This window comes from Pantoea sp. UBA5923, from assembly GCF_002431095.1.
Lineage (GTDB): Bacteria > Pseudomonadota > Gammaproteobacteria > Enterobacterales > Enterobacteriaceae > Pantoea > Pantoea piersonii.
This window is the reverse complement of record NZ_DJDN01000056.1, coordinates 86,039-98,156: the sequence shown is the minus strand read 5'-3', so window position 1 is coordinate 98,156 and position 12,118 is coordinate 86,039. Positions and strand designations below refer to the sequence as shown.

The 12,118-nt window shown below is 50.7% G+C and carries 15 protein-coding genes, 1 other RNA gene and 3 pseudogenes; 7 read left to right on the top strand and 12 right to left on the bottom strand.

Annotation, left to right across the window (positions count from 1 at the left end; genetic code table 11):
• The 5 genes from B3797_RS13695 to B3797_RS13675 all read left to right on the top strand — a co-directional run.
• Positions 1-985 (top strand): cytidine deaminase-like fold-containing protein (locus tag B3797_RS13695; RefSeq protein WP_311791352.1); only part of this gene is annotated, 985 nt, incomplete at its 5' end.
• A 1-nt stretch (position 986) separates the two neighbouring features.
• Positions 987-1,370, top strand: a complete 384-nt coding sequence (locus B3797_RS13690; protein WP_311791351.1) for a DUF6911 family protein — start codon at positions 987-989, stop codon at positions 1,368-1,370.
• 109 nt (positions 1,371-1,479) lie between these two features.
• Positions 1,480-2,793 (top strand): VENN motif pre-toxin domain-containing protein, encoded by a 1,314-nt coding sequence (locus B3797_RS13685; RefSeq protein ID WP_311791350.1) that lies wholly within the window; start codon positions 1,480-1,482, stop codon positions 2,791-2,793.
• Positions 2,777-3,040, top strand: a complete 264-nt coding sequence (locus B3797_RS13680) for a hypothetical protein (protein ID WP_311791349.1) — start codon at positions 2,777-2,779, stop codon at positions 3,038-3,040. The genes B3797_RS13685 and B3797_RS13680 overlap by 17 nt, the downstream gene beginning before the upstream one ends.
• A gap of 127 nt (positions 3,041-3,167) precedes the next feature.
• A complete protein-coding gene (locus B3797_RS13675) occupies positions 3,168-3,560 on the top strand; it encodes an SMI1/KNR4 family protein (RefSeq protein ID WP_311782972.1) in 393 nt (130 codons plus the stop codon).
• A 6-nt stretch (positions 3,561-3,566) separates the two neighbouring features.
• On the opposite strand, the pseudogene B3797_RS13670 reads toward B3797_RS13675, so the two are convergent.
• The 9 genes and pseudogenes from B3797_RS13670 to smpB form a co-directional block, all read right to left on the bottom strand.
• Positions 3,567-3,791 (bottom strand): annotated as a pseudogene (locus tag B3797_RS13670) (RNA 2'-phosphotransferase); the annotation flags it as partial.
• 320 nt (positions 3,792-4,111) lie between these two features.
• Entirely contained in the window at positions 4,112-4,585 is a 474-nt protein-coding gene (locus tag B3797_RS13665; protein ID WP_311782971.1) for a hypothetical protein, read from the bottom strand.
• 2 nt (positions 4,586-4,587) lie between these two features.
• On the bottom strand, positions 4,588-4,848 hold the full coding sequence (locus B3797_RS13660; RefSeq protein WP_311791348.1) for a hypothetical protein: 261 nt from the start codon (positions 4,846-4,848) through the stop codon (positions 4,588-4,590).
• Between the two features lie 302 nt (positions 4,849-5,150).
• On the bottom strand, positions 5,151-5,447 hold the full coding sequence (locus B3797_RS13655) for a contact-dependent growth inhibition system immunity protein (protein WP_311791347.1): 297 nt from the start codon (positions 5,445-5,447) through the stop codon (positions 5,151-5,153).
• Positions 5,448-5,454: 7 nt separating this feature from the next.
• Complete coding sequence (locus B3797_RS13650) at positions 5,455-6,276, bottom strand: RNase A-like domain-containing protein (protein WP_311791346.1); 822 nt, start codon at positions 6,274-6,276, stop codon at positions 5,455-5,457.
• 254 nt (positions 6,277-6,530) lie between these two features.
• Positions 6,531-6,698: pseudogene (locus B3797_RS13645) on the bottom strand (primase-like DNA-binding domain-containing protein); the annotation flags it as partial.
• Positions 6,688-6,843 (bottom strand): annotated as a pseudogene (locus B3797_RS13640) (integrase arm-type DNA-binding domain-containing protein); the annotation flags it as partial. The pseudogenes B3797_RS13640 and B3797_RS13645, both read right to left, overlap by 11 nt.
• Before the next feature lie 180 nt (positions 6,844-7,023).
• Positions 7,024-7,387: a transfer-messenger RNA gene (ssrA, locus tag B3797_RS13635) on the bottom strand.
• Between the two features lie 44 nt (positions 7,388-7,431).
• A complete protein-coding gene (gene smpB, locus B3797_RS13630) occupies positions 7,432-7,914 on the bottom strand; it encodes an SsrA-binding protein SmpB (protein ID WP_033754058.1) in 483 nt (160 codons plus the stop codon).
• Positions 7,915-8,073: 159 nt separating this feature from the next.
• On the opposite strand from smpB, the gene B3797_RS13625 reads away from it, so the two are divergent.
• The gene (locus tag B3797_RS13625; protein WP_120457458.1) at positions 8,074-8,508 is read left to right on the top strand and encodes a type II toxin-antitoxin system RatA family toxin; all 435 of its coding nucleotides are present in this window, start codon (positions 8,074-8,076) and stop codon (positions 8,506-8,508) included.
• Positions 8,501-8,794 carry an RnfH family protein gene (locus B3797_RS13620; RefSeq protein ID WP_120457459.1) on the top strand — a complete coding sequence of 98 codons (294 nt, stop codon included), beginning with the start codon at positions 8,501-8,503 and terminating at the stop codon, positions 8,792-8,794. The genes B3797_RS13625 and B3797_RS13620 overlap by 8 nt, the downstream gene beginning before the upstream one ends.
• Positions 8,795-8,862: 68 nt before the next feature.
• On the opposite strand, the gene bamE is transcribed toward B3797_RS13620, so the two are convergent.
• The 3 genes from bamE to nadK form a co-directional block, all read right to left on the bottom strand.
• Entirely contained in the window at positions 8,863-9,210 is a 348-nt protein-coding gene (gene bamE, locus B3797_RS13615; protein WP_311791345.1) for an outer membrane protein assembly factor BamE, read from the bottom strand.
• A gap of 195 nt (positions 9,211-9,405) precedes the next feature.
• Positions 9,406-11,067, bottom strand: a complete 1,662-nt coding sequence (gene recN, locus B3797_RS13610; RefSeq protein ID WP_120457463.1) for a DNA repair protein RecN — start codon at positions 11,065-11,067, stop codon at positions 9,406-9,408.
• Between the two features lie 83 nt (positions 11,068-11,150).
• A complete protein-coding gene (gene nadK, locus B3797_RS13605; protein ID WP_311782967.1) occupies positions 11,151-12,029 on the bottom strand; it encodes an NAD(+) kinase in 879 nt (292 codons plus the stop codon).
• Between the last annotated feature and the right edge of the window lie 89 nt (positions 12,030-12,118).

The following is a 12,118-nucleotide window of genomic DNA, read 5'->3' as shown; positions in this document are numbered from 1 at the left end:
GGCAGGGCTGGCAGGCGGGGTAACCGGGGACAGTACGGCGGGTGCGGTGGCGGGCGCGCAGGCCGGGAAGACTGCGATTGAGAATAACTGGCTGCATGTAAACGAAAAGACAGAACTTGAGGTAGCGAAACAGAAGCTCAAGAGCAAAGACCCCGCAGAGCGTGAGCAGGCACAGCAAAAGATAAACGACCTGCTGGAGAAAAGTATCAGCCGTGACCAGAAGGTGACAGATGCCTGTGGCAACGGAAAGGCTGCCAGTGCGGGATGCGCTGCGGCAAGGCTTGAGGCTTACTCGGCCAAAAGTGAGTATGAAACCGGTAATTACAATAACAAAGTCAGTGACATGTACCCGGATGCCTACGGGCAGATAGTGAACCTGCTGAACATCACCAGCGTTGATGCACAAAATCAGCAGCAGGTGAAGGATGCACTGACGCAATATGCAATGGATGTGCTGGGTGTTGATCGCCAGACCGCACAGAGTTATGCCGAAACGAAGCAGGGAATGGATATCATTGTTGCTTCGGTGACGCCAGTATTGGGTTCGGCAGCAGCAAAACAACTCAGCAAAATTGTTGATGCTAATCTTAAGGTAGTTGCGAAAGGTTATGTCGATGGGGTTAAGTTCTCAGATACCAATCAGGGCGCACGACCTTCTTACTTGGCCGATGTAAATAAGCCAACACTAATTAATGGACGTATCCAGGTCAAAATAGATAAGCAAAACAAACCTCTTTCGAATGGAAATATGGCTACAGCTCATGCTGAAGTAGGAGTTATCCAGCAAGCTTTTGAAAAAGGTATGTCTCAAGGACGTGAAATGACGATGAGCGTAACTAAAGAACCTGTATGTGGTTATTGCCGAGGTGATATAGCCGCTATGGCTGATAAAGCCGGGTTAAAATCATTGACAATCTATGAAGAAGCTACAGGAACCGTCCTCTATTGGCAACCCGGTATGAAATCTATTAAGGCGCGGGATTAAAATGAAATTTAAAATGAGTTGGACATTGAACGGATATGGTGGGAATAAACAGGTCTCAACCTGGAGTGATATATTAAATCAATTAGAGCAACTTCAGGGAAGAGAAGGTACTCTTACACTTGATATGTTGATGAGTTCAGAAAGTGGAGCGGAAATGCTACAGGTAAGAACAGAAAACGGTTATTACCTAATGACTCTAGGTGAAATCTTTGAGGATGAATATCAGGTAAGAACTTACTGGGATCCTTCTGGGAATGATGATGAAGTAATGATACTTGGTGATTGTTGGCCTATTCGTCAAATAACAGAAAATTTCGATATCGTTGTCAAAGTGTTTGAAGAGTTTACCTGCACTGGCAATGTATCGAAAAAGTATCTTCAGTAAATAAATCCCGAGGCTGTAACTTTAATTGGGTAATTGCCTGTTTTTGATATTTTCTTCCTGATAACAGAGAAAAGCTTCCGGCTAATGAGCCGGGAGCATTACTTTACAGATGATCGCCGAAATCGGCAACCAGACAGCGGGTATCGCGCGAACGGAGGGGCAGATACGGGCCACCAGTGCCGGTAAGGCGGAGCTGGCCGCGCACGATATCAAAGAGCCCGCCAAAGGTGCGTCGAAAGAGAAGTGGGCGAAGTACAACGAGAAGCTGACGGCAACGGACAGCTATAAGGCGGCCCAGCAGCAGTGGGGAACCGGCAGCACCATCCAGCAGGGCATTCAGGCGGCCACGGCGGCGGTACAGGGTCTGGCGGGCGGCAACCTGGCGCAGGCAGCCAGCGGGGCGGCAGCGCCTTACCTGACGGAAGTTATTCACGCCATGACCACCACGAAGGACGCGAACGGCAATGACGTGGTGAACGTCCAGGCGAACCTGATGGCCCACGCGGTAGTAGGCGCGGTGACGGCCTACGCGGCGGGCAACAGCGCGGTCGCGGGCGCGTCTGGCGCGGCGATTGGCGAGTATATCGCGCAGCAGATGTATCCGGGGGTGAAATGCGAGGACCTGACGGAGGAGCAGCGTCAGACGATAAGCACGCTGGGGACGCTGGCGGCAGGGCTGGCAGGCGGGGTGACCGGGGACAGTACGGCGGGTGCGGTGGCCGGGGCGCAGGCCGGGAAGAATGCGGTTGAGAATAACTCGTTGAGTGGTCTGGACGGGTTCGGCACCGGCTTCTGGAATAATGTTCAGGCCCAAGGATCGCTAGTGAATAATACGAATCTTACTGATGAAACGGGCAAAGTGCTGAATCCGGCAACACCAGAAGAGATTAAGTATGCTTCTGATAAGCTGGTTACGGGTGAATTACCTGACAGTGCAAATATCACCAAGGCTATCGTAGATGGATATAAGGATGGCGTATTGATCGCAGGATCCATGTATTTAGGTCCAGTCGCATCGCTTGGTAAAGTATTGAGTGGTGGAGTAATAGCGGAAATCGCTAACGGCACTTATCAATGGTTTGATTTGAACAAGTCGGGTAATGAAAACAAAACTTGGGATTATAAGGGTAGTGTCTCCGCAGGTATTAGTGGAATGTTGGCTCCGGGCCGGGATGTTTGGCAGAATGCTGCGATTGCCGTAGGTGCATCCATATTTAATGATGGGTTGGATAAAAGCTCTTTAGCAGGCACTGGTTCAGGATGGGTATTTGGTACAACGGTTGGTATAGTTGCGACGCCTGTATTTGACCCTATATTAGGTGCAGGTTCAGCTCCTGTTGGTGATATTATTGGTGCAGTAAGTGGAGAGTTTATAAGTAACGTTGTTAAGGATGAGGTTAAGAAAAATGATAAGAAAAAATAAGACTGCAATATGGCTATTGCTGGTAAGTATTATATATATGGTTGTTTGCTGCTTATTTTTCTTCTCTTTTGCGCTGATAGCTGTACAGCTAATAATTAGTCATAGGGTTGATATTGAAAAGTTAGATATTAAATATGTTTTGATAGCAAGTGTCATTGCAGGAACAGCCGCAGCTTTTAGATCATGGCTTTTTGCAAAAATAGATGAACGTAAATCCCGCAAATGTCCACCTTCTAATCCAGAATAACCTCAAAAAATCCCGACTTAAAAAACCGGGTTTTTTACCAGTCACCCAGCTAGCGGTTGGATGAACAGTTGCCCATGCTCAACATGGATCATACGATTCCCTAAGAATAACAGGAAAGGGTAAATAAATGATTGATAGATCCTATATGTATGAAAATTATTTATATCCAGGCTTTTCATTGCCTAATAGCTTTATTGATTATGTCTCAAATGACAAACTGGATGATATAGAGCCATGGTGGTTGTTTTGTTGTGCACAAAATTATGTTGATTTTTGGTGTGAGAAGATCAGAAAATTATATCCAAAGCGTAAACTTATACCTTTTGCTAATTGGCGTTATTCGGATGATATCGTATGTTTCGATGGCGAAGACACATCAACTGATCCAAAAGTATATTATGTTCATGCCTTTGCATCTGCTGGTTGGGAAGACAGAGGTTATACAGATAACTTTGATGAATGGCTGAAAATGGCTCGCCTCGAGTCAGTCCGCCATAAAGCAGATCTGGCTGATGATTAGTAGTCATTATTCCTGAATAAACTGATAAGGTACTTGCTCTGTTAACCAGACACCATTATCAGCCTGATAGAATTTAAAGCCCTGTTCATACATTGCCAGGGCATTTATTTTTAGCACTACTGGCCTGCCATGTCGTTGGCCAACCTGAATAGCAGTGGCTTTATCAGAAGACAAATGAACATGATGACGTGTTTTTGAAAGCAATCCTTGTTTTTGTATGGATGCTAAAAAATTGTGTCGCAGCTGGACGGGGCGGTTAACCATGTGTCTCAAAGGTTCGGTTTTAGCTAGTTAACTTCCGACTTCGCAGGAAAAATTGAAGACATAAAAAAGCCCGCCAGGCTTGCGTCGTGCGGGCTTTCAGGACTTCTACAGATGACTCTGGTAATCATCTTTCAAGCATTTTGGGCTGGCGGAATCTGAGTTTTCTAGACAATTTATTGTTTTTATTTGATTTTTATCAGTTCAACTTTGACTGATATACCAATGCCGTTTCGTCTCACCGCGTTATCGCCTGTTCTGGCGATAAAGTAAAAAGGAGGTAGGCTGGCTTATCGGCTACCGTCAGCCCTGGTCGGAGCTGGGTTAGCGGAGATATCAATGTATTTCCTTAATCCTGCTGGGCGGCTTACGCCGCGAGGATCGGAAAACGGCAGTTTAAGCGTGGGGGATTTCGATACTTTTACTGTCCATGTAGTATCGCCAATAAAGCTGAAGCTTGCAGAGCGGGGCGAAACCTTTAAATCTTCAAAGTGACCTGAAGTATAAGCGCCCCCGATAGTCAGTTCTTCTACTAGGCCTTGAGAAAGATCCAACAGCAGGATCGTCAGCATTTCTTCAAAGATGACGTCATCCGTCACGAATAAAAGATAGCGACGCGCATCGACTTTTATCGCAGCTTCAAGCACTTTTCCGGGAATGGTAATCCCTGTTAATCTGCCGTCTAGCAGCACTTCAGACCGGGCCTGGGCGGTATCTGTTGCTTTATTTACTTCCGATAACGATAGTGTCGTAACTTCTTCCATCTCTATTTCCACCAGTTGCCCATTTCCCATGCCGCTAAAGCACCGCCGACAAATCCGCCTAATAGCACGCACACGGGGGCGCCAGGCTCACACATTAAACCAGCAATAGCACCGCCAGCCCAACCGCCCGCAATACCTGCTCCGTGAATAGCAACCTGCCTGCCGGTTTCTGAAGTTTTATTGTCTGACGTGTATATTTCATACACTGATACCCCGATAGAAAGAACTATTAAGCCCTTAGCTGCACGGGATAATTTCATCATTCTCAGGTTAACCTGAGGGTTCGATTTGCCTGCTGACTCTACAAATTATCACAGGGTTCAGGCGGATCGTCTCGGAAGGATATAGACACAAAAAAGCCCGCCAGGCTTGCGCCGTGCGGGCTTTCAAGACTTCTACATATGACTCTGGTAATCATCTTTGAAGAATTTTGGTGGGCTGGCGGAGTCTGAATAAATATCCCAACTTATTGTTTTAAAGGTTTTTTGTTTAATTCAGTTTTCTTCCGTGTACCTAAACGTGTACCAATTATTTTTTCTCATCAGGAAATGTACTCCTGAAAACCTCATGGTTCTGACGAGATCTGACGTACTGTCATCAGGAATTCATGAGCAGTGGTTTCCCAAAGTTCAGGCGAAAAATCAAACCCGTATCGTCTCCTGAACTCCTCTTCGACACCGTTACCATATGCGGAGATAAAATCATCAACTTCTTCGACAAGATCTTTGAGCATCCAGTCTGGTGCTGACTTTTTGAATAGCCGTACTATGCCTTCAATCGTATCCTCGCCATCATTGATGATGTCGGCGTCCTGGTTGAAATAACCGAAAATCAATTGGTCAAGAAAGTGGAAGTTGTGCATTTTGTACCTATAGATCCGGGAACGCGGTGAGAATGTAATAGGGTTTGCCGTTATATTGCTGAAACTCAATAACAATTCTCACATTTGTCATGACTATCCGCTGGTTACTCCCGCGCCGGAAACCGTAGCCAATCGCTTTACCTGATGCATTACGAATAGTCAGCCTGGCTCCCTGCCTGCCTCCGCCAAGAACGGATTTTATAATGCCCCGGTTAGCAAAGAGCGCTCTCGATATGGCTTCTTCTGCTACCTGCGCGTTGGTAAAGGTGGTGGAATACTGCAAACGCTTATTCGCATCAAAGCGGGCTAACAACTCTGCATCGCTTTTGCCAACATGTGTGGAAAGCGTATGCCCGCCGGGTTTAAAACCCGTCATTGACTCATGTTCACTGAGTTTTATGCGGCCAGCTCTTACTGCTGCTACCCGGCTTGCGCCGATGCCAAGTGCAAATCCTAATGGAACAGCGATATCGACAGTCAGGCCGATTTTCATCGCTGTATCGTCATCTGCTCCAAAGGATTTGGCAATTGCTGTTGCTGCCTCGTAAGTTGCCGTGCGGGTGTCTCTGCCCACAATGAGCTGGTTTGCAGCAGAGTGAATGCTATCGAGACTATGTGCTCCGACAACTACACATCCTGCTTTTGTTAATCCGGTAGGTTCAGGTGCGATACACAGAGCAGTGGCGCCTGCCAGCTCAAGTGAACCCATGATAAGCCCCAGCCCCCCGAGGAGGCGGTTACTCATCGTTTCCGCCTCTGTGACTGTCTTATCAGAGAGCGCGGCAGCAAGCTGAACAGGGGACATCGCTATCTTTATGTCATCATCCATAATGAAACCTCATGTGTTTGAAAGATACACAGGTCGATTCTAACCCCTTTTCTGACTTGACCAATCATATCAGAGGCATAAATGATTTTAGTAAAAAGTGTTCACACTGTTCACTGTGGATTTTAAGTATTTTAAATCAGTTGGTTAGGTGGTGAAGGATTAAGGGCTGCGTGTACACTTGTGTTCATATGGTGTGATCACTCCGGGCTTAAACGTAAACAAACCGGCCTGAGCCGGTTTGTTTGCTGCGGGGTTTACTGGCTACATGCTGGCAGCCAGTCGGCCTCGCTGTCCTCATGTAACGTGAGATTGGTCTGGACGCCGTTATTCGTCCGGCGCTTCAGCAGAATGCGCTCATACTCTTTCAGCGTCTGTGGCACTGCCTGGCCGAATGCAGTCAGGCTCAGCGGGTGCTGATGGCCGCTGATAGCGGAAACGCCATAACTTTTTACCGGACGTTTTGATGAGCAGGAAAAGCCCATCGCCATCATGCAGCGTAAAGTCTTTCTCTTGAGGCTTAGCTTTGAGGATTTCATTATTGGTGAGGGGACGTGTCATCCGCGCCATGACTGATTTCCGTCCATAATTGGTACACGTTTTTGGCCCACATTATAGCGTGTACCAATTATCTCTGGATTCAGGCGGATAGTCTTGGAAGATTACAGATACAAAAAAGCCCGCAGGGCTTGCGCCATGCGGGCTCTTAGGACTTCATCGGATGGTTCTGGTAGCCATCGATCAAGAATTTGGTGGAGCTGGCGGGAGTTGAACCCGCGTCCGAAATTCCTACATCCTCAGTACTACATGCTTAGTCAGTCTTTACATTCGCCTGGCAGCTGCGGACAGACACGCCACTGACAGACTATCCTGATTAGATTTAACGCTTCAACCCCAGGCAAGGCATCCACGCGATCTCTTTTGGGTTTGACCTCTCTTGATCCCCGTCCTAAGAGCGGAGGCTAGGGAGAGAGGGCTCTAAGCAGGTTATTAAGCTGCTAGTGCGTAGTTTTCGTCGTTTGCGACTATTTTTTTGCGGTTTTTTAGCGAGGCCTACCGCACCTCGGCATGCACCTTGGGTTTCGCAAATCCCGTCGAATCCAGAATCAGCCCCAGGAACCAACTACTCTAGCAAAAAACTTTAAAACTATCCAGCGATTAGCGGTTGCGATTTTTCATGATGCGCGCTTTATCGAGCTTCCACTCGCGCTCTTTGATGTCGTCGCGCTTGTCATGCTCTTTCTTACCGCGCGCTACACCAATTTTCAGCTTGCACCAGGCGTTTTTCCAGTAAAGCGACAGCGCAACGACGGTATAGCCTTCGCGGTTAACGCGGCCATAAAGCGAGTCGAGTTCGCGCTGGTTCAGCAGCAGCTTACGGTTGCGCGTGGGATCGCAGACGACATGCGTCGAGGCGACCGCCAGCGGCTGGAAGGTAGAGCCGAACAGATAAGCTTCGCCATCGCGCAGCAAAATATAGCTGTCGCTGATGTTGGCTTTACCCGCACGGAGCGATTTGACTTCCCATCCTTGTAGCGACAATCCCGCTTCGAACTCTTCTTCAATGAAGTATTCATGACGGGCGCGTTTGTTAAGGGCAATAGTGGCAGAACCGGGTTTATGTACTTTTTTCTTTGTCATAGTGCGGCGTATTTTACATCACTTAAGCGGCCATCGCACCCCTTGTCCAGCGGGGCACCGGGAAACGGGATATTCTAGCACACCTCTGAAAGCGGGGAATTTTTGTTTGATCGCTGGAAATGCTACAATTCAGCGGTTTTGTGATGAACAGGAACCATTATGGCTCAGATTAGTCGTTCGGCGCTGGTGCCCTTCAGCGCTGAGCAAATGTACCAGCTGGTCAACGATGTGGATGCCTATCCACAGTTTTTGCCAGGATGCACTGGCAGTCGCGTGCTGGAATCGTCTGAAAATCAGATGACGGCCTCCGTAGACGTCTCAAAAGCGGGCATCAGTAAGACATTTACTACACGTAACACCCTAACCGACAATCAACGTATCCAGATGCAACTGGTGGATGGCCCATTCCGCAAGCTCACCGGCGGATGGCACTTTATCTCGCTGGGCGATGACGCCTGCAAGGTAGAACTCAGCCTGGATTTTGAGTTCACCAATATGCTGGTAGAGATGGCATTCGGTCGCATCTTCAAAGAGCTGGCAAACAGCATGGTGCAGGCTTTTACCCAGCGCGCCAAAGAGGTCTACAGTGCCTGAGATCTCCGTTGAGGTGGTTTACGCGCTGCCGGAAAAACAGTATCAGCGCGTGGTCACGCTGGAAGAGGGAAGCACTGTCGAGCAGGCAATTGTCGCATCGGGCCTGCTTGAGCTGCGCCGCGATATCGATCTCAGCCGCAATAAGGTTGGCGTCTTTAGCCGGCCGGTTAAGCTGGGCGACACGCTGCAGGAAGGCGACAGGGTAGAGATTTATCGCCCGCTGATTGCCGACCCCAAAGAGCTGCGTCGTCAGCGCGCAGAGCGCTCAGCCAGCGGCAAAAAATAGCGCCAGTCAGAACAGACAGGCCAGAAATACAAAAGGCGCCAGCGGCGCCTTTTTTGTTGCGTGTTCGATCAGTCACCCGACTTTGTCAGATTCGGTTTATTGTCGATATTGGTCAGTATGCCGTTGCTGTCGAAGGTAAGTGTCAGCGTCTGCTGCTTCACGCTTTCATGGCCTGGCTCCTGACGGAACACGTAATACCAGACGTTGCTGCCAAACGGGTCACGCATCATCGGCGTACCGAGCGTATAGGCAACCTGCTGCTGCGTCATGCCGTTGTGGATTTTCGCCACATCGTTGGCAACCAGGTAGTTGCCCTGGTTGATATCTGGGCGGTAAACCACGCGCTCAAGGGTGGAGCATCCGGCGGTCATCATCAACATTACCACTGCCGCGGCAGTCAGCGTTTTACAGCGCATCTCTACATTCCTTTTCTGGGGCCAAACGCCTTTTCTCAGGCTGTTTTTTTGCCATCAAATTCTGAACTCTGCCTGCGGCAGGCTTTATTATTCAGGCGACATAAGTTGCCGATGATAATAAACCTTTTCGCTATTGGAAACCTCTACATCGACAGAGCAAGCATATGACCACGCAGCGGGAAGAAAGTGCGACCCTTACGCCGCTAAAAGTTCTTTCGCGTTCGCAAGGGTATTACGCGTGACTTCGCTGCCGCCCAGCAGACGCGCCAGCTCCTGCAGACGCGCACGCTTGTCCAGCGCCTGCATATGGGTTTCGGTCATGGCGCCGTCGGTCTCTTTGCTGACAAAGAAGTGCTGATGGCCACAGCCAGCTACCTGCGGCAGGTGGGTAACGCACATTACCTGGGTCGATTCGCCCAGCTGGCGCAGCAGACGGCCCACCACGGCGGCGGTCGGGCCGCTAATGCCGACGTCCACTTCGTCGAAGATCATCGCCGGGGTTTCCATCTTCTTCGCGGTAATCACCTGGATCGCCAGCGCAATACGCGACAGCTCACCGCCGGAGGCCACTTTACCCAGCGGCTGCAGAGGCTGGCCTGGGTTAGTGGTAACCTGGAAGTCGATACGCGTCGCGCCGTCGGCGGTCAGATGATCGGGATTGAACGCCAGCGCGATGGTGAAACGGCCATGCGGCATAGAGAGCTGATGCATGCTCTGAGTAATCAACTGCTCCAGCTCGGCGCCATACTGCTGGCGTTGCTGGTGCAGACGCTCAGCGCTATGCAGCGCAGCCTGATAGTGTTCGCTAACTAACGCCTGCAGACTCTCCTGGTCGCTCTCCTGCTGCGAAAGCAGTTCCGCTTCCGCCAGCAATTGCTGATGCAGCTCCGCCAGGCCTTCCGGCGCAACGTGGTGCTTACGTGCCAGCGCGATATAGCGGGAGATACGCTGTTCCAGCTCATACAGACGATTTGGGTCGAGGTCGAGACGGTCAACGTAGTGGCGCAGTTCGTCGCTCGCTTCGCTGAGCTGAATCGCCGCTTCTTCCAGCATATTCAGCACGCCGCTCAGCTTGTCATCGAGCGTCACCACTTCCGTCACCATCTGGCGCGCGGTGTAAAGCAGGCTGTTGAGGTTGCTGTCGTCGCCGTCGGCGAGCAGCTGCAGCGCCTGCTGGCTGGTGGAGAGCAACTGTCCGCTGTTAGCGAGACGTTTGTACTCTTCATCAATCTGCTCATACTCGTTCGCCTGTGGGGCGAAGTCGTTGAGTTCTTTCAGCTGATACTGCAGCAGTTCGCGGCGCGCCTCGCGCTCCTGCGACAGCTGCTGATGCTGCGCCAGGTTACGGCAGCTCTGATGCCAGGCCTGATAATCGTTGCGCATCTGCAGCAGCAAATCGTCATGGCCGGCGTAGGCGTCAAGCAGGTGTTTCTGATGGTCAGCCTTCAGCAGAAGCTGATGGGCGTGCTGGCCGTGGATCTGAATCAGCAACTGACCCAGATCGCGCAGCTGCGACAGCGGCACCGCGGTGCCGTTGATAAAGCCGCGTGAGCGGCCGTCAGCGCTGATAACGCGGCGCAGCAGACACTCATTGCCGTCATCCAGCTGATTCTCCTCCAGCCAGCGCTGCGCGGAAGGCGAGGACTTGAGGTTGAAGCGGGCGCAGAGGTCGGCGCGCGCGGCGCCCTGACGCACCATGTCCGCTTCAGCGCGGCCGCCAAGGCACAGGCCGAGCGCGTCAATAGCAATAGACTTACCCGCGCCGGTCTCACCGGTAATCGCCGTCATACCGCGTTGGAAATCAATGTCGAGCTCACGAACGATAGCGAAATTACTGATGGTCAGCTGTGCCAGCATAGAATCACCTGTATGGAAAAACAGATATGGTTTTTCGTACAGTATAAACTGGTTTTTTATCCAGTAAAGAGGGCGCGCTTAAATTAAAACAATTTTTTCGACCAGCCCAGCTTTGAACTCAGGGTATTGAAATAACTGTAGTTTTTAGGGTGGATAAGATTCAGGTGGTTCTCGCTGCGGCGGATCAGGACATCCTCTCCTTCCTGAATTGGCAGGGCGATCTGGCTGTCGCAGCTGATCTCTAAATCGCTGCGACGTGAGGAAAAACGCAGTCGGATGGTGCTGCTGCTGTTGATCACCAGCGGGCGCGCCGACAGGGTATGGGGAAACATCGGCACCAGCGCGATAGCGTCGAGCGACGGGGTTAAAATCGGTCCGCCCGCCGACAGCGAATAAGCGGTCGAGCCGGTCGGCGTAGAGATAATCAGGCCGTCGGAGCGCTGCGAAAAGGCGAATACCTCGTCGATATAAACTTCAAACTCGATCATGTGCGCCACTTTGCCAGGATGCAGCACCACCTCATTGATCGCCAGGCCAAGGCGCGGCGAGCATTCGTCTTTGCATACGCGCGCTTCCAGCAGAAAGCGGCTTTCAACGAAATAGTTTCCCTGCAACACCTCATCCAGCTGCTGCTGCGCATTGTCGGGGTCAAGGTCGGTAAGAAAGCCCAGATTGCCGCGGTTAATGCCGATCACCTTGATGTCGTAGCGCGCCAGCACGCGCGCCGCGCCCAGCATATTGCCGTCGCCGCCGACCACTACCGCAAGGTCCGCCTGCTGTCCAATCTCCGCCAGCGTGCCGGTCTGCGCATCCTGCAGATTGAGTTCCTGCGCGATCTGCTGCTCAATAATCACTTGATAACCTCTGGACGTCAGCCAGCGCCACAGCATCTCATGCGTCGTGAGAGCGGTAGGGTGACGCGGATGGCCTACAATACCAATACAGTTAAAGTGTTTGTTCATTTGGTGGGTCTTTCCTCATAAGCCAAAACGGCAAGGCAATGTGATGGGTTCCCTTGAAACCGTCAAACCGATCCCCATAATAAGCGGAC

Coding starts and splice junctions, on each gene's coding strand:
- B3797_RS13655 (WP_311791347.1), bottom strand. CDS start 5,447: ATGCACAACTTCCACTTTCTTGACCAATTGATTTTCGGTTATTTCAAC.
- B3797_RS13675 (WP_311782972.1), top strand. CDS start 3,168: ATGATTGATAGATCCTATATGTATGAAAATTATTTATATCCAGGCTTT.
- B3797_RS13665 (WP_311782971.1), bottom strand. CDS start 4,585: ATGGAAGAAGTTACGACACTATCGTTATCGGAAGTAAATAAAGCAACA.
- nadK (WP_311782967.1), bottom strand. CDS start 12,029: ATGAACAAACACTTTAACTGTATTGGTATTGTAGGCCATCCGCGTCAC.
- B3797_RS13625 (WP_120457458.1), top strand. CDS start 8,074: ATGGCTCAGATTAGTCGTTCGGCGCTGGTGCCCTTCAGCGCTGAGCAA.
- bamE (WP_311791345.1), bottom strand. CDS start 9,210: ATGCGCTGTAAAACGCTGACTGCCGCGGCAGTGGTAATGTTGATGATG.
- B3797_RS13690 (WP_311791351.1), top strand. CDS start 987: ATGAAATTTAAAATGAGTTGGACATTGAACGGATATGGTGGGAATAAA.
- B3797_RS13680 (WP_311791349.1), top strand. CDS start 2,777: ATGATAAGAAAAAATAAGACTGCAATATGGCTATTGCTGGTAAGTATT.
- recN (WP_120457463.1), bottom strand. CDS start 11,067: ATGCTGGCACAGCTGACCATCAGTAATTTCGCTATCGTTCGTGAGCTC.
- smpB (WP_033754058.1), bottom strand. CDS start 7,914: ATGACAAAGAAAAAAGTACATAAACCCGGTTCTGCCACTATTGCCCTT.
- B3797_RS13650 (WP_311791346.1), bottom strand. CDS start 6,276: ATGGATGATGACATAAAGATAGCGATGTCCCCTGTTCAGCTTGCTGCC.
- B3797_RS13685 (WP_311791350.1), top strand. CDS start 1,480: ATGATCGCCGAAATCGGCAACCAGACAGCGGGTATCGCGCGAACGGAG.
- B3797_RS13660 (WP_311791348.1), bottom strand. CDS start 4,848: ATGATGAAATTATCCCGTGCAGCTAAGGGCTTAATAGTTCTTTCTATC.